This is a genomic window from Streptomyces sp. NPDC048504 (assembly GCF_043200035.1).
Lineage (GTDB): Bacteria > Actinomycetota > Actinomycetes > Streptomycetales > Streptomycetaceae > Streptomyces.
On record NZ_JBICXA010000001.1, the window covers coordinates 269,479 to 285,278 of the forward strand.

At 70.0% G+C, this 15,800-nt stretch carries 14 protein-coding genes; 5 read left to right on the plus strand and 9 right to left on the minus strand.

Annotated elements, in window-relative coordinates:
• Positions 1 to 166 precede the first annotated feature (166 nt).
• Both ACGFY9_RS01230 and ACGFY9_RS01235 read left to right on the plus strand, forming a co-directional pair.
• Positions 167 to 541, plus strand: coding sequence for a hypothetical protein (locus ACGFY9_RS01230; RefSeq protein WP_393750723.1), 375 nt, complete (start codon positions 167 to 169; stop codon positions 539 to 541).
• Between the two features lie 141 nt (positions 542 to 682).
• A complete protein-coding gene (locus ACGFY9_RS01235) occupies positions 683 to 1,156 on the plus strand; it encodes a carboxymuconolactone decarboxylase family protein (RefSeq protein ID WP_393750725.1) in 474 nt (157 codons plus the stop codon).
• Here ACGFY9_RS01235 and ACGFY9_RS01240 read toward each other — a convergent pair.
• Entirely contained in the window at positions 1,144 to 2,190 is a 1,047-nt protein-coding gene (locus ACGFY9_RS01240) for a helix-turn-helix domain-containing protein (RefSeq protein ID WP_393750727.1), read from the minus strand. The two genes, ACGFY9_RS01235 and ACGFY9_RS01240, sit on opposite strands and share 13 nt — an antisense overlap.
• Positions 2,191 to 2,418: 228 nt before the next feature.
• On the opposite strand from ACGFY9_RS01240, the gene ACGFY9_RS01245 reads away from it, so the two are divergent.
• A complete protein-coding gene (locus tag ACGFY9_RS01245; RefSeq protein ID WP_393751741.1) occupies positions 2,419 to 3,147 on the plus strand; it encodes a DUF4142 domain-containing protein in 729 nt (242 codons plus the stop codon).
• 5 nt (positions 3,148 to 3,152) lie between these two features.
• Here ACGFY9_RS01245 and ACGFY9_RS01250 read toward each other — a convergent pair whose 3' ends face one another.
• The gene (locus tag ACGFY9_RS01250) at positions 3,153 to 4,823 is read right to left on the minus strand and encodes a glycoside hydrolase family 13 protein (protein WP_393750729.1); all 1,671 of its coding nucleotides are present in this window, start codon (positions 4,821 to 4,823) and stop codon (positions 3,153 to 3,155) included.
• 159 nt (positions 4,824 to 4,982) lie between these two features.
• Between ACGFY9_RS01250 and ACGFY9_RS01255 the strand changes: the two genes are divergently transcribed.
• Positions 4,983 to 5,930, plus strand: a complete 948-nt coding sequence (locus ACGFY9_RS01255; RefSeq protein WP_393750731.1) for an LAETG motif-containing sortase-dependent surface protein — start codon at positions 4,983 to 4,985, stop codon at positions 5,928 to 5,930.
• An 80-nt stretch (positions 5,931 to 6,010) separates the two neighbouring features.
• Here ACGFY9_RS01255 and ACGFY9_RS01260 read toward each other — a convergent pair whose 3' ends face one another.
• From ACGFY9_RS01260 to ACGFY9_RS01280, 5 genes are all read right to left on the minus strand, one after another.
• Positions 6,011 to 7,522, minus strand: coding sequence for an ATP-binding protein (locus tag ACGFY9_RS01260; protein ID WP_393750733.1), 1,512 nt, complete (start codon positions 7,520 to 7,522; stop codon positions 6,011 to 6,013).
• An 87-nt stretch (positions 7,523 to 7,609) separates the two neighbouring features.
• Positions 7,610 to 8,569, minus strand: a complete 960-nt coding sequence (locus ACGFY9_RS01265) for a nucleoside hydrolase (protein WP_393750735.1) — start codon at positions 8,567 to 8,569, stop codon at positions 7,610 to 7,612.
• A gap of 129 nt (positions 8,570 to 8,698) precedes the next feature.
• Positions 8,699 to 9,949: a threonine--tRNA ligase gene (gene thrS / locus ACGFY9_RS01270; protein WP_393750736.1), complete on the minus strand. Its 1,251-nt coding sequence runs from the start codon at positions 9,947 to 9,949 to the stop codon at positions 8,699 to 8,701.
• A 582-nt stretch (positions 9,950 to 10,531) separates the two neighbouring features.
• Positions 10,532 to 11,902, minus strand: a complete 1,371-nt coding sequence (locus ACGFY9_RS01275) for a hypothetical protein (RefSeq protein WP_393750738.1) — start codon at positions 11,900 to 11,902, stop codon at positions 10,532 to 10,534.
• A complete protein-coding gene (locus ACGFY9_RS01280) occupies positions 11,895 to 12,662 on the minus strand; it encodes a cyclase family protein (protein WP_393750740.1) in 768 nt (255 codons plus the stop codon). The genes ACGFY9_RS01275 and ACGFY9_RS01280 overlap by 8 nt, the downstream gene beginning before the upstream one ends.
• A 113-nt stretch (positions 12,663 to 12,775) precedes the next feature.
• Here ACGFY9_RS01280 and ACGFY9_RS01285 point away from each other — a divergent pair, with 113 nt between their 5' ends.
• Complete coding sequence (locus tag ACGFY9_RS01285) at positions 12,776 to 13,639, plus strand: LysR family transcriptional regulator (RefSeq protein ID WP_393750741.1); 864 nt, start codon at positions 12,776 to 12,778, stop codon at positions 13,637 to 13,639.
• 205 nt (positions 13,640 to 13,844) lie between these two features.
• Here ACGFY9_RS01285 and ACGFY9_RS01290 read toward each other — a convergent pair whose 3' ends face one another.
• Together ACGFY9_RS01290 and ACGFY9_RS01295 are read right to left on the minus strand one after the other, a co-directional pair.
• Positions 13,845 to 14,426: a hypothetical protein gene (locus ACGFY9_RS01290; RefSeq protein WP_393751743.1), complete on the minus strand. Its 582-nt coding sequence runs from the start codon at positions 14,424 to 14,426 to the stop codon at positions 13,845 to 13,847.
• Positions 14,378 to 15,469, minus strand: a complete 1,092-nt coding sequence (locus ACGFY9_RS01295; protein WP_393750743.1) for a substrate-binding domain-containing protein — start codon at positions 15,467 to 15,469, stop codon at positions 14,378 to 14,380. The genes ACGFY9_RS01290 and ACGFY9_RS01295 overlap by 49 nt, the downstream gene beginning before the upstream one ends.
• Positions 15,470 to 15,800 lie beyond the last annotated feature (331 nt).

The following is a 15,800-nucleotide window of genomic DNA, read 5'->3' on the forward strand; positions in this document are numbered from 1 at the left end:
CCGTACGTCCGCCACGCCTCCCGTGCCTTCCGCCGGCTCCCCGCCATGGAAACCTCGCAGCCGACGCACAGGAATATCGATGTGCCTGCACAGAGGCAGGGCGTGTCATGGACGTACGGGGCCGGATCCGCCCGGCCCGTGACCATGTGAAGGCCTGGAGGAAGCGATGGGATACGTCGTGCTGCTCGCACTGCTGTTGATCGCCGGGGCGGCGTTCGCCGTCGTCGTACAGCGTCGCTCGCGCCGGGCCCGCGGCGACTCCGACCTGTCCGACCTGGACGCCGAGGTCGAGGCCAGCGGCTGGGTCCTCCGCCTCGGCGCGAGCCTGTCGGTCCCCGAGGCGAGGATCTGGGCCGGAGCCGGCGAAACGGCGACCCGGGCCCTGACCGACGCCGCCGAGTGCCACCGCGCCGCCGGCGCCCGACTGTCCGCGGCCCACACGGCGGACGAGTACGCGGAGGCGACGCGGGCGGCCAAGGAGGGCCTCGCCCATATCGCCACGGCACGGGCGGCGCTGGGAGTGGCCGCCGTGGCGGCGTAGGCGGGCAGCTGTGGCGCCGCACCGGTGGCGTCCGCGGGGCCGGAGCGAGAGCCGACTCACATTCAGGGCTGTCACATTCCCAGGGGCCCGTTCCGTCAGAGCTGTGTAAGCAACAGCCACGACAGAACAGAGGAGCCCACCATGGGTGCCCGACTGAACCCCTTCGCCAGCCCCGTCGCCGGCAAGGCCCTGAAGCACTTCATCGCCGCGGGCAAGGTCATCGACGACTCGCCGCTGCCCGCCGCCACGCAGGAACTGGTGAAGCTGCGCGCGAGCCAGATCAACGGGTGCGGGTTCTGCACCGACATGCACAGCAAGGACGCGGCCGCCGCGGGTGAGACGGCGGTGCGGCTCAACCTCGTCGCCGCCTGGCGCGAGGCGACCGTGTTCAGCGACGCGGAGCGCGCCGCGCTGGAGCTGGCCGAGGAAGGGACCCGTATCGCGGACGCGGCCGGCGGGGTGTCGGACGAGGTGTGGCAGAACGCGGCCAAGCACTACGACGAGGAGCAGCTCATGGCGCTCGTCTCCCTGATCGCCCTCATCAACAGCTTCAACCGCATGAACGTCATGCTCACGATGCCCGCCGGCGACTACCAGCCCGGTCAGTTCGCCTGACGCGGACCGAGCAGGAGCGCCGCCGACGCCAGCGCCGCATCCCGGGGTGTGCCCAGGTCCAGGCCGGTCAGTTCGGTGATGCGGGCCAGCCGGTAGTCCACCGAGTTGGGGTGGAGGCCGAGGGCCCGGGCCGTGGCTCTGCGGTCCTGGCGGCCGGCGAGGGGATCGAGGAGTGCCGCGATGCGGGCGCTGCCCGCGCTGGAGCGGGACAGGTGGTACTCCAGGAGTACGTCGTCCAGGTGGTGCGGGCCGGGCGCGTGACCGCAGGCCCTCGCCACCCGCACGATCTCCGTGCCGACGCGGGCCGCGTCCGGGATGTCCTCGGTCCTCTCCGCGACCGTCGCGGCCGGCCGGAGTCCCGGGCCCGCCGCCTCCCGCAGTACGGCCGTCGCCGCGTCCGGCAACTCCGTACGGCCCGGTACGAGCGCGTGGCCGCCGCTGCCGTCCAGCAACGCCGGTACCTCCGTGCCGAACACCCGGTCCAGGGCCGTCTGCACCCGGCGCACGAGTCGCCGTAGCGCGACACCGCCGGGCTGCCGGGCCGCGAACCGCAGGTGTACGACCAGGACCGGACCCTCGATCGCGTCGAACGGTCCCGCCCCCTCCAGCGACGCCCTTGCCGGCGACCGGCGTTGCTCACCACGCTCGGCCGCGATGGCGGCCTGTCCGTCGAGGTAGCTCTCGGTCACCGCGTCGGTGAGGGCCGGCCAGAGGACGTGGGCGCCGGAGGTGTAGGTCCCCAGGAGGAGTTGGAGGGGGATGCCCTCTTCCGCGCGTTGGAGGGCGCGTTCCTGGAAGTACCGCAGGCCGTCCTCCGTGGGGCGGAGTGGCTGTCCGGCGGCCGCGGTGCGCAGGAACCCGCGCAGGCCGTGCCGGGCCGTCGCCGTGATCTCGACGTCCTTCACCTCGGCGGGCAGCTCCGCGTACCCGTGCAGATCCTCGAAGACGGTACGGGTCATGCGCCGGGCCAGCGCGTTCACCCGCGGTTCGCAGCGGGCGGCGAGCGCGCGGGCGGCCGGGGAAAGGGTGCGCATTCTCCGGAATCTATCCGGCCGGTGCGGCCGTACGACAGCCACAAGGACCCGGGCGGCAACCGGAGTTGCTGTCCGTCACTTGTGACGCGCCCCACTCCGGCTTTACCAAAACAAAAGACTTCGAGCGCCTCCCCGATCCGTACTTCTGACTGTCCGTACCGCCGACGGGCGGTCCATGACACAGGAGGTACGGTGCGCTTTTCGCGGAACGCGACGGGAACGATGGTTGTGGGCGGTGCCCTCAGCCTGACCCTCGTCGCACTGGCCTATCCGGCGATGCTGGGTGTGACCACGGTTTCCAGCTCGGCCACGCGCGTGATCGCCAACACGCAGTGGGGGCCGCTGACCGAGGCCGACCGGGACTTCGTGGTCAAGGTGCGCGCGGCGGGGCTGTGGGAGTACCCCGTCGGCCAGATAGGCCTGAAGAAGGGGGCGAGCCCGGCGGTCATCACCGCGAGCAAGCACCTCATCGACGGGCACGCGGCGCTGGACTCGACCGTCCGCAAGATCGCGCCCATGCTCAACATCACGATCCCGAACCAGCCCAGCCCGCAGCAGCAGGGGTTCATCAACACCCTGAACGGCGACAGCGGCAAGCAGTTCGACACGGACTTCGCCAACATCCTGCGCGTGACGCACGGTTCGATCTTCAACACGATCGCGAAGATCCGCTCCACGACCGAGAACACGCTCGTTCGGATCCTCGCCAACCAGGCCAACGCGACGGTCCTGGACCACATCACGGTGATGGAGGAGACCGGCCTGGTCAACTTCAGCCAGGTCCTCTTCCAGGAGACGACCCCGCCGAAGCTGCCGGCCACGGACCTGACCCCGCCGCCCCCGGCCGCGGGCCAGCCGGAGGTGGTGCTCACCCCGCCGGTGAACAGCACCACCCAGCCGCCGGTCCTCCCGGGCGAGGCGTCACCCAGCGCCAGCCAGACCCCGACCGTGGGGTGATCCCGCTACAGCCCCAGCCACACGGTCGTGTCCGGTGCCAAGAGTGCCGAGGGTCCCAACTGCCCGTCCCCCGCCGCCGGTTCGCTGCTCAGCAACACCTCCCCCGGCGGCAGGGCGACCGGCACGTCCGACAGGTTGGTGACACACCGCCAGCCGTCGGAGCGCGCGAAGCGCAGCACCCCGGGCGGGCTGTCCGCGGCCCAGGTCAGCTCCTCGCCTTCGAGCAGCTTGCGGCGCAGGCGGAGTGCGGTGCGGTAGAGCTCCAGGGTCGAGCCCTCGGTCCCGTCCTGTGCCTCGACGGCGTACGACGCGAAGCTCGCCGGCTGCGGCAGCCACGCGGGGCCCGACCCGAAGCCGTACGACGGCCCGGTCGAAGTCCACGGCAGGGGGACCCGGCAGCCGTCGCGGCCCTTGTGGGTGTGGCCCTGCTGTTCCCAGATGGGGTCCTGGAGGACCTCGACGGGCAGGTCGGCGACCTCGGGCAGACCGAGTTCCTCGCCCTGGTAGACGTACGACGAACCGGGCAGCGCCAGCATCAGCAGGGTCGCGGCGCGGGCGCGGCGCAGGCCCGCCGCCGTGTCGACGGGCGGCGTGCGGCCGTTGGACAGGAGCCAGCTGTTGGGGTCCGTGCCCGGTGGCAGCATCAGGCGCGAGGCGTGGCGTACGACGTCGTGGTTGGACAGCACCCAGGTGGCCGAGGCGCCTGCCGCGCGGGCCGTGGCGAGCGAGCCGGTGATCACCTCGCGGAGTTCGTCCGCGTCCCAACCAGCCTCCAGGTACTCGAAGTTGAAGGCCTGGCCGAGTTCGTCCGGGCGGGCGTACAGGGCGCGGCGGGCGGCCGGTACCCAGGCCTCGGCGACCGCCATGCGGGGCGGGGTGTAGGTGTCGAGGACCGTACGCCGCCAGTCGCGGTAGATCGCGTGGACCTCGTCGCGGTCGTAGTAGGGGTGGCTGCCGGGCGGGAGGTCGTCGAGGACGGCCTCGGAGTTCGCCGCGAGGGGGCCGATGTCGCGCAACGGCTCGTTGAGGTCCTTGGCGAGCGCGTGGGCGACGTCGACGCGGAAGCCGTCGACGCCCCGGTCGGACCAGAACCGGAGCGTGCTGCGGAAGTCCTCCCGCACCTCCTCGTTGTCCCAGTTCAGGTCGGGCTGTTCGGGCGTGAAGAGGTGCAAGTACCACTGCCCGTCCGGGACTTGCTTCCACGCGCTGCCGCCGAAGACCGACGGCCAGTCGGTGGGCGGGAGTTGACCGTCCTCGCCGCGCCCTTCCCTGAACACGTAACGGTCGCGGGCGGCGGAACCGGCCGGGGCGGCGAGCGCCTCCTGGAACCAACTGTGCAGCCGGGAGGTGTGGTTGGGCACGATGTCGACCATGACCTTCAGGCCGAGACGGTGGGCCTCGGCGACCATCGCGTCGAAGTCGTCGAGCGTGCCCAGGCGCGGGTCGACGTCGCGGTAGTCGGCGACGTCGTAGCCGCCGTCGGCGAGTTCGGACGGGTAGAACGGGCTGAGCCAGAGCGCGTCGACGCCCAGCGCGGCGAGATGACCGAGGCGCTGGGTGATGCCCTTGAGGTCGCCGAGCCCGTCACCGTCGGCGTCGGCGAAACTGCGCGGATAGACCTGGTAGACGACGGCTTGACGCCACCAGTTCGGGTCACGGGAGGACAGGTCGGTCACGTGGTCTCCTTATGAATTCCCGCTGCGCTGACGGAAGTTGACAGTCATCTTCCGGTGGACCCACGATGTGCACACGCTGTGGCGCATGTGACCAATGGGCCCGGTGTTTCCTTCGCTGCTCAGCTCCTCCACTCCTTGCCAGGCCAAGATGGGATAAGTATGTCCATAGCGAGTCGTGTCACTGTGCGTCGCCTGTTGGGGACAGGCGCCGCCTCTCTCGCCCTCGCCGCAGCCTCCGTCGGCGCGGCGTCCGGGGCCTGGGCCACGGGTGGTCACGGCGGTGGCGGTGACGGCTGGGAGTCCGGTGGCCACTACCAGCCGGGCTCCGGCGCCGGCACGGTCACCGAGACCGAGGGCTGCCAGTTCTCGCTGAACGGCACGGACTTCTTCCCCTCGGTCAAGGTCGACGACCAGAACCTGAAGCCCACCGACGACGGCAAGATCCACATCAAGGTCCGCACCGCCGGTGACGCCTCCACCTGCACCGCCTCGCTCGCCTCGTACATCGCCCACGGCCCGACGTTCGCCACCTCCGGCCAGCAGGTCTTCGTCGACTTCGACACGGTCACCGTGAAGAAGGGCCAGACGGACTCCCTCGACATCGCGGTGCCGGACGAGGGCTGCTTCGCGCAGATCGACCTCTACCGGGGTGCGGTCAAGTTCGACGGCAACCCCGCCGCCGGCGACGGCCTCGTCCACGGCGACCTGCCCAAGGGCCCCGACCACACGGTCATCAAGGACAAGCTGATCGCGGCCTGGAACGGCGGCACGAAGGACTGCACGACCACCGAGTCCCAGCCCCCGTCCCCCTCGGCCCCGGCCTCGGTCCCCCCGTCGGCCCCGGAGTCCACCCCGCCCGCCTCGGAGTCCTCGACCCCCACCCCGAGCGCCTCCGAGTCGACCCCGGAGTCCGCCACCCCGACCCCGGCCACCTCCGAGTCGACCACTCCTGCGGCAGCCCCCTCGCCCAACGGCGGCGGTGGCGACCTCGCGGAGACCGGCGGCGGCAGCAACACCGGCGCGCTGGTCGGCGGGGCGGCGGTCCTGCTGGCGGGCGGGGCGGCGATCGTGGTCGCTACGCGTCGCCGGCGGGCTTCGCACTCGTAGCCGTATCCGGGTAGTAGCCGTATCTCTCCGGCCCCCCGCCGCTCGCGCCCGTCTCAGGGTTGGTGAGCGGCGGGGTTCGTTCAGGGCGTCAGCGCCGTCGGCGTCGCACGGCCGTACAGCTCGTCGAGGCCGATCAGCAGCACACCGCCTCCTTCGGCCCGGGCACGGAGAGCGTCGCTGAAGCCGACGGCGCTGAAGCACGCCAGCCCGCACCGCGTCGTGTCCATGCCCCGGCCGGCAAGGAGTTCCCTGGCCCGCCCGAGACGTTCCAGATGGTTCACCCCCATGACGGTCGCCCACTTCACCTCGCCCAGCAGCGTGACCGCGGGACTGCCGGCGCCGGACCCCGGTTCGACGACGGCCACATCGATCTCGATCTGCCGGCGCTCCTTCGGGTCGGCCACCACACCGCTGCCGACCTCGCCCAACGACGTACTCAGCAGGGATCGCCCGGGCCCGAGCACGTACTCCCGGCACATCGCCTCGAAATGCGGTCCCGCGACCTGCGCCGCGAAGCGCTCCGCCGACTGTGCCCAGACCTCCGCCGCCTGTCCGCTCTCCAGCCGCGCCCAGGCCGGACGCATGACCGCCTCATAGAAGTTGATCAGCGGCTCGGTGATGCGGTACTGCGACTTTCCGGCCCTGAAGATGTCCGCCTCGCGGGCCAGCAGGTGGCTGTCCTCCAGGACGTTCAGCGGATGCGAGATATCGACGGACTTGCGGCCGATGTAGCCCGCGATGCCGCCTCGTGTGGTGTTGCCCTGTGCCACCGCCGCGAGTACCGAGTGGTACAGCGCGGTGTCACGGATGTCGGCCTCCTCGGCGAGCAGGTAGCGCGCCTCACGGAAGAGTGGACTGAACGGCGAGAGGACGGTCCGGCACACCCAGTCGTCGAAGTCCCCCAGACCGGCGGGGATGTCGTCCGCCAGGAACTGACGGCGGTACGCGGGAGTGCCGCCGACCACTGAGTGCAGCCGTACGGCGAGCGCGGGATCGTCGGAGACATCCCAGAAGTCCGCTGCGGCCCGGTAGCCGAAGGGACGTACGACGAGTTCGAGCTGGGCCCTGCCGCGCAGGGGCGCGGTGCTGGCGAGCAGCCCTCCCATGACGGACATCGCCGAACCGCAGAGGAGGAGCCTCATGCCGCTCTCGTCCACCTGGAAGCGGTCGATCACGCGCTGGATGAGCGAGGGAAGCTCCGGCGCCACCTTCACCAGATACGGAAACTCGTCGATGACGACGAGGAACGGGCTGGCCCCGCGCCCCGGCACGGCGAGACCGAAGAGAAACGAGATCGCGTCGTCCCAGGTCGCGAAGGTGAAGGGCACCGGAGAACCCTGGTGCTCGGCCAGGGCCGTGCTGAACTGCCGGAGCGATTCGGCCTCGGTTCCGGCGGTGGCCCCGAAGTAGAAGCCCCCGCACTGCTCGACGAGCGCCCGCAGGAGATACGTCTTCCCCATGCGCCGTCGGCCGCTGACGATGCCGAGCATGGCATGGGGCAGCGGCCGGTTCACGAAAGCGCTGAGCGCGTCCCATTCGGCGCCGCGGTCGAAGAGACGGGACGGCTTGTCCGGCCTTGCGTGACGCTGCACGCACCCTCCTGAACGGTTAGGGATACACCCCTAAGGAGTGTATCCCTAACCATTGCCTCCGCGCTCCCGGTGAACAGACCGTGCCCTCTACCCCTCGACCGTCCCCAGCCACAGCTTCACGTACCGCTCCACGTCCACGTCCAACCCCACGTCCACCAGGGCCTGTTCGCGGGCGCCGTCGTGGATCTCGGACTCGCCGGGGCGCGGACGCCGGTCGACGATGGTCTGTCCTCGGCCCGGCCCCGGGGCGAGGGAGACCTCGACCGGCAGGAGGCGGGTGGTGAGGCCGCCCGGGTCGGCGACCGCGCAGACCGCGCCCGCGTCGCCGAGGCCGCCGGTGGGGGTGAGGTCGTCGGAGAAGGCCGGGTCGCGGTGGGCGAGCAGGTCGCCGGCGAGCTTCAGCCGGGGCTCCGGACTCTCCCGCAGCCGCTGGACGTCGGCGGCCGGAACCTGCACCCGCTCGAAGACGTCCAGCCCGTACATCGTGATCGGCACGCCGGCGGTGAGCAGGATCGCGGCCGCCTCCGGGTCGTGCCACACGTTGAACTCCGCGACCGGCGTGGCGTTCCCGACCGCCACCGCGCCGCCCATGAACACGATCCGCTCGATGTTGCGAGTGACCTCCGGGAACGTACGCAGCAGCAGCGCGATGTTCGTCAGCGGCGCGGTCGGGATGAGGGTGACTGGGCGGGGGGAGGCCAGGATCTCGCGGCGCAGCAGGGTCACCGCGTCCACGTCGACGGGCCTGCGCGTGGAATCGGGCAGCCCCATGTCGCCCATGCCGTCCTGCCCGTGGACGTGCGCCGCCGAACGCGCCGGCTCGATCAGCGGCCGGGCCGCACCCCGCGCGACCGGGATGTCACCGGCACCGGCGTGGTCCAGGACGATCAGCGTGTTCCGTACGACCTGATCGACATCGGTGTTCCCGGCGACACAGGTGACCGCGCGCAGGTCCAGACCCGGGTGGCGGACGGCGAACAGCAGCGCCAGGGCGTCGTCGACCCCCGTGTCGCAGTCGATGATCACGGGGATGGGCTGACCGGTCACGTCAGGTTCCTCTCGGGACGGTTCGGTGAATCGAGGCAGTTCAAGGCGGCTAAGCCAGTTCAAGCAGCCAAGCCAGTTCAAGCCAGGTCAAGGCGGTCCAAGGCAGTTCAAGGCAGTTCAAGGGTGACCTTACGCATCCGCCCACAGCGCGGTGCCGCGTGCCTCGACCCGGGCGCCGATGTGGTGCAGCAGTTCGGCGGGCGCCAGCGGCCCGATCCGCCGCCCGTCCCGCAGTCGTACGGCGACCAGGTCGTCGGCGGCCTCCCGTTCGCCGATCACGGCCTGGTACGGGACGAGCCGCGCCGCTCGGACACGGGCACCGAGGCTGCCCTGCTCGGGGGTGGCCAACTCGGCGCGCAGGCCGCCCAGCCGGGCTCGGCGGAGCAGCTCGTGGGCCGCGTCCGCCTGCGCCTCCGACACCGGCAGCACGACCAGCTGTACGGGCGCCAGCCATGCCGGAAAGGCGCCGCCGTGCTCCTCCACGAGGTGCGCCACCGCCCGTTCCACACTCCCGATGACGCTGCGGTGCACCATCACCGGCCGGTGTTTCGCGCCGTCGGCGCCGATGTAGTGCAGGTCGAAGCGTTCGGGCTGGTGGAAGTCGATCTGGACGGTGGAGAGGGTGGCCTCGCGGCCGGCCGGGTCGGCGATCTGGACGTCGATCTTCGGGCCGTAGAAGGCGGCCTCGCCCTCGGCGGACTCGTATGCGATGCCGGAGGTGTCGAGGACCTCCTTCAGCATCGCGGTGGCCCGCCGCCAAAGGGCCGGATCCGCAACGTACTTGCCGCCGTCCCCCGGCAGCGAGAGCCGATGGCGGGAGGCGCGGATGCCGAGATCGGCGTAGGCGTGGGCGATGAGGTCCAGGGCGGCGCGGGCCTCCTCGACGGCCTGGTCCAGGGTGCAGAAGATGTGGGCGTCGTTGAGCTGGATGGCACGGACGCGGGTCAGTCCGCCGAGGACGCCGGAGAGTTCGGAGCGGTACATGCCGCCCAACTCGGCGATACGGAGGGGGAGTTCGCGGTAACTGTGCGAGCGGGACCGGTAGATGAGGGCGTGGTGGGGACAGAGGCTGGGCCGCAGTACGACCTCCTCCGCGCCGAGCCTCATCGGCGGGAACATGTCGTCGCTGTAGTGCGACCAGTGCCCGGAGATCTCGTACAGCTCCCGCTTGCCGAGCACGGGCGAGTACACGTGCCGGTAGCCGGCGGCGCGCTCCAACTCCCTTACGTACTCCTCCAGTTCATGCCGTACGGTCGCGCCGTCGGGAAGCCAGTACGGCAGGCCCGCGCCCATCAGGGGGTCGGTGTCGAAGAGGCCGAGCCCGCGGCCGAGACGGCGGTGGTCGTGCGGGTTCTTCTCGCTCGGGTTCTTCTCGCTCATGGGTTCCTCGCTCTGCGACGGGCGGGGCGAGGAATCCGGCGACGACGAAGCCCCGGGGCACTCGCCCCGGGGCTTCGACTCGGTTCAGCAGTCAGCGCGCCGGGACAGGGTCCGGCGTCGTCGTCCAGGAGGACGGGAACGGCTTGGCGCGCTTCATGCGGCGGACGCTAGCAGCCCTGCGAAGACTCCAGCCACCGATTTTCGGCTGCGCCGCCGCGGGGGCCGGTCGCGCCCGCGCGGCAGAGCCGTGCCTGTGAACGCTGCCGCCGTGCAGGCCCGCACACAGGTACCGCTCCCCTGGGTCGACTGCCAGGGCGCGTACATCGAGGAAGGGCAGGTCACCGGAGGCATCGTGCGACCCCGAGGCATCCGACATCCTGAACGCGGCGATGAAGGTCTTCAGGGCATCGCTGGGTCGCACCCGGCCTTCGGGGCCACACGCGGGGGCATCGACTCTCGGCACGGATGGGGTCGTCGGCACACGGCGACAGGCCGGCTTCTGCCCTTCAGTGACGTGCGGGCTACCTTTTCCGGCCGCAGGGAGGGGCAGGGTTTCTCTGGCTACGCCGACCGCGGTCGCCGCTACGCGGTGGTGACCAGGACTGAGGAGAGCGAGAGCAGCGCGGGCGGCAGGACTGCCTGCCGGTCCGAGAGGGGGAGGACTTCCTCGGCGATCTGCAGGCCGAGGGTTTGCGTCATGAAGGTGCGGCGGCCGGTGACGCGTGCCCACATCTGCGGATAGCGCTCGGCGAGTTCCGCGCGCAGGTCGGCGTCAGCGATCGCGACGGCGTCCTCGCAGTTGGCGGCCAGGTCCGGTGTGGATCCCACGGGGATGATGTCGGCTTGCAGGGACATGCCGGAGTGGACGGTGCCGTGGGATCCGGCGGCGAAGGGGCTGTCGAGCCACTCGTCGATGTGCTGCAGGTGCCCGGGGTTCAGCAGCGGGCGGATCGACGACTTCGCCAGCTCCTGCGTGGTCTGCTCGGCGATCTCGGCGGTCGATGCCCCCAGGGTGAGGCCCCGGTACCAGGTGACGATGGCGCCGAAGTAGCCGGCCGCGAAGCCGATCTGCCGCTGGTCGAGTTCGTCGGCGCGCAGCACGTATCCGGCACGCGAGGTCAGTCCGCCTTGGAGCCCGACCGCGGTCGACAGCAGGTCTCCGTGCCCGATCACGCGGTCGCTGGGGCTGCACAGGCCCACGACCTTGCCGGACCCGGTGGTCAGCATCACGTGCGCGGTCAGAGGCAGACCGTTGAGGGCCATGTGCTCGGCGGTCGCCAATTCCGAGCGTCCGGGCTTGAGGGCCTGGAGTGCGCGCCAGGCGTGGCCGGCGGCGCGGGTGGCGCGGTGCTCGTTGAGCGCGATCTGGTCGGCCTCGTTGCGGGAGCGCAGGCCGTCGATACCCATGAGAATCGACGTGGCGTCGGTGAGGTTCTGGGTGACATCGAGGACCTCGCCGATCACGAAGGCCGGGACGGCGTAGGCGTACGGAGAGAGGGGGGAGTCGCCGGCCGTGATCTGCCGCCATCCGACGAGTCCCACGCGGGATTGCGGGCCGACGCCGGCCTGGCGCAGGGCTGCGGAAATGCGCTGCTGGATGCTGCGGTCCTGCCCAGGCAGACTGAGCGACTGGCACAGCACGGCGGTCGCGGTGACGGGCAGGCCGGGGATCATCGCGCTCGACTCGTTGCCGGCGAGGATCCAGGGTGCGTTGTCCAGGTCGAGGACCACCAGGGCTTCCTCGAACCGGGGATCGAAACCCGTCAGGTAGAGGCTGTTGCCGGGGTGTTCCCGGTCGGCGTAGGCGATGAGGTGGGTAAGGCCCAGCTCGCGCATCCGCACGCGCGTGCGGATGATGCGGCCGGCGTACACCTCGCCCGACAGGACCGGCTCGGGTTCGAGCGCGGACAGCGGGGGGAGCGCGACGTCGCGCAGCGTGATGTGATCAGGCACGGGAGTCTCCCTTGGCGACGAGAGCGACTGCGCGGACCGGGGAACCGGTGCCGCCTGCGATCTTCAGCGGCAGGGCGGCGAACAGGACCACCGGGGGCAGCCCGTCGAGGTTGGTCAGGTTCTCCAGGACCAGGACGCCGTTGGGCAGGAACTCGTAGTGCGCCTTCAGGTCGGCGCCCGACACGTCACCGGGGTCGATGCTGATGCAGTCGATACCGATGGCCTTGATGTTCTTGCCGCGCAGGTAGGCGGCCGCCTCACCGCTCAGCCCCGGCCAGCCGCGCAGGTAGTCGAAGCCCTCGGGGATGCGCTTCCAGTGCCGGGCCCAGCCGGTGTTGATGATGACGATGTCGCCCTCACGGACCGGCTCGTTCGCCTCCTCCCAGGCCCGCACGTCCTGCAGGCTGATGTGGTGGCTGGTGGCCCCGAACGGGCCGAAGGCCATCACCACGGCGCGGCCGATCAGCTGGGACACGCTCAGGTCAGCGGTGGAGATCCGCCGAGGATCCTCGGGATCGGGCACGAAGTGCGAGGGCGAATCGATGTGCGTGCCGGAGTGGTCGCACATGATGAGCTGCTTGAATTCCGCGACGTCGTCCATCGACACGTAGTCGGCGATGATGTACTTCGGATGAGTCGGAAAAGTGGGGATGCCGATTTCGAGCGTATGGCTCAGGTCGACGATGTCGAAGCCATGCAGGGTGTCGGCGAGACGGTCGATCTCACCGACAGCGTCTATCTCGTTTATCTGGGGAGTCATGCAAGTAGCGAAACACGCTCGCCGGAGCGGTACCAAAGACCACTTCCCACTTACCTAAGAGGAAATGGCTATAGGGCACACCTATGAGATGAGATGCCACTTAGACTGGGCCTATGACAGTCACTCTGCGGCAGATCGAGTACGCGCTCGCTGTCGACGAAGCGGGGGCCATCTGCGCCGCCGCGAAAGCACTGCATGTCGCCCAGCCGTCCCTGTCCCAGCAGATCTCGACCCTGGAGCGCTCCCTGGGTGTCGTGCTGTTCGAGCGTACGGCGACGGGCACCTCCACCACTCCCGCGGGGCGGGCCTTCCTCGTCGAGGCCCAGCAGGCGGTGCATGCGGTCGAACGTGCGCGGGAGGTGGCGGTCCGTGCAGCGAGCAGCTCGCGCAAGGGCGTCATCATCGGCGCGAACGAGATGACGCCCACCCTGTGGCTGGCGAAGTCCGTGGCAACTCTGCGGGCGTCCCCTTCGAAGCTTTCGACTCGTGTCGTGAACTTCGCCGACGCGGAATCGCTCATCGAGGCAGTCGGATCGGGAGGTATCGACGTCGGCGTCGGCCCTCTTCACGCCTCGTCGTGGCGGGAGCGAAAGCACCGCATCGGCTCACTGGAACTCGGGATGGCCGTTCCCCACGGCTCTTCCCCCACGGCTCCTGCACCGGCCGGGAACCTCGGTGCACAGGATTGGGTCACCTGCCCGTCGAACGCTCCGGTCTTGACCGGACTGCGGAAATCGATCGGTGACACGCGTACGGACGATCCGTCCGCAGCCAGTCTGAATGCCGCCCTTTCCTATGTGGACGCCGGCCTGGGAGCGACCCTGGTGCCCTCCGGCTACGCCCTGCCCGCGTCGCTTGAGCTGGTGACCATCAATCCCCCGCCGACGGTGGACGTCTATGCCTTCGCCCTGCGCAGCACCGACGCGGTGACGTTCAACCGGATCGCTCGAGAGATCACCACACACCACGACTCCTGAACCCTGCCCTCGGTCCGCGCAGGACCCAGGACTCCCCTCGGACCGCGGTTGAGGCAGCGAGCCGTTCTGCTCCTGCTTCGAGGCCAGAGCGACTGTCCAGTCCGATGGCCGCGATCCGTGGCCTCACCGGAGGTCGCCATCGTCTGCCCGTGTCGCACCGTGCCGTGGCGCTGTCCTTCGTGTTTCTGTGCCAGGCGGCGGCATGTCATGGGGTCGGTGCGCGCCAGGCGCGGCCGACGGCCTTCTGGCTGCGGCGGGAGACGGAGCCGATGACGAGCATGCCGAGCAGGGCGGACCAGACGGAGCCACGGCCGCCGATGACCACCGCGGCGATGGCCGGCATCAGGCTGCTGCCGCCACCGGCGGACAGCGCGGCGCCGGCGGTCCGGCCGGCGAAGAAAATGCCGCCGACTGCGGCGAAGCCACCGGCGATCGCGAAGACGGTGATACGGATCATCGGCACGCTGATACCCGCGCGGCGGGCCGCCTCCGTACCGCCGCCGACCGCGAACACCTTCCGGCCATAGGCGGTGCGGCGCAACACGAAGTCCACGATGATCAGGCAGGCCAGGAAGCTGACCAGCGCGTTGGGGACGCCGACGGCGTTGTTCACACGACCGCCAGGGGCGGGCGCCGGACGGGCGCTGCGAGGCGGGCCGTGGCGAGCCAGGAACGTCGCGGCGTTCCCGGGCCCGGACCGAGGGTGAGAGCCGGGGCCCCCGGACGGCGAGGCCGGGCTTATTCGAGGCCGGCCTTCTTGCAGGCGGCTGCGTATTCGGCGGTGCAGATGTCGGCAACCGTGTACAGGCCGTCCTTGACGACCGTGCCGTTGATGTTGTCCACCGTGACCGACACCGGGGTCAGCAGCCGGGAGGGCACCTTCTCGCCGGAGCCGCTGGTCTCGGTATGGGTGGCGAGGGAGGAGATGTCCTTGCCCTGCAGCAGGTTGACCGCGAGTTGGGCGGCAGCCTCGGCCTCGGGCTTGAACGCCTTGTAAATGGTGGCCGACTGGGTTCCGGTGAGGATGCGCTGGATGGCGGCGAGCTCGGCGTCCTGACCGGTCAGTGGGATGCGGCTGATGCCGGCGCCCTTGAGGACGGTGGCGATACCGCCGGCCATACCATCGTTGGCGGCGTAGACGCCCGCGATGTTCTTCGAGCCGAGCTGGGTGATCGCGGCGGACATCTTCTGCGCGGCGACGGTGTCCTTCCACAGGCCGGACTGCTCGTAGGCGATGTCGACCTTGCCGTCGAGGGCCTTGTGGGCGCCTTCCTTGAACTTGGCGGCGTTCGGGTCGGCGTCGTCACCGTTGATCATGACGACCTTGGACTTCGTGGTCGCCCTGGGGCCGAGCGCGGCGAGCAGGGCCTGGCCCTGGAGCTCGCCGACCTTGACGGTGTCGAAGGAGACGTACGCCGAGACCGGGCCCTGGGCCAGTCGGTCGTAGGCGATGACCTTGATGCCCTTGTCGACCGCGGACTTAATGGAGGACTTGATCGCGGCGGAGTCCTGCGGGTCGATCACGATGACCTTGACGCCCTTGGTCACCATGGTGCTGACCTGCTGAGCCTGCTTGGCGGGGTCGCCGGCGGCGTTCGCGTACTCGACGGTGCAGTCCGGGCAGAGAGATTCGACCTTGGCCTCGAAGTACGGCTTGTCGAACTTGTCGTAGCGAGTGGTGACGCTGTCCGGTAGCAGGAGGCCGACGGAGTTGCCTCCGGAGGAAGAGCCGGTGCTGTCACTGCCGGAGTTGTCGTTCCCGGCCTTCCCGCAGGCGGCCACGGAAAGTGCCATCGAAACCGCGGCGGTACCTATGACGAATCTGCGCATGGTTGCGTTCATTTCGGAATGCCTCCGAGAAGGGACCGCAAGGTGCGGCCGGCGTGGAACTGGAACACCGCTGCTGATAAACGGGTTCAAAACATGGAACGGTCAATCTGCGCACCGGCACAATCGGGTGTTCATCGTGGTGTCCATCGTCCACATCGCACGATCGGACCGGGCTTGCACCGCGTTGCCGTATGCCTATAGCTGTGCAGTCAAGCCGCATTCGTCCGCTTGATACAAAGACGGGTTTCCTCTTCGTCGATAGGGCGAGCCTCTTACCTGGCCCGCCATGGATCAGCGCTCGCACCCGGCCCAAAGCCGAGGCATCGAAGCC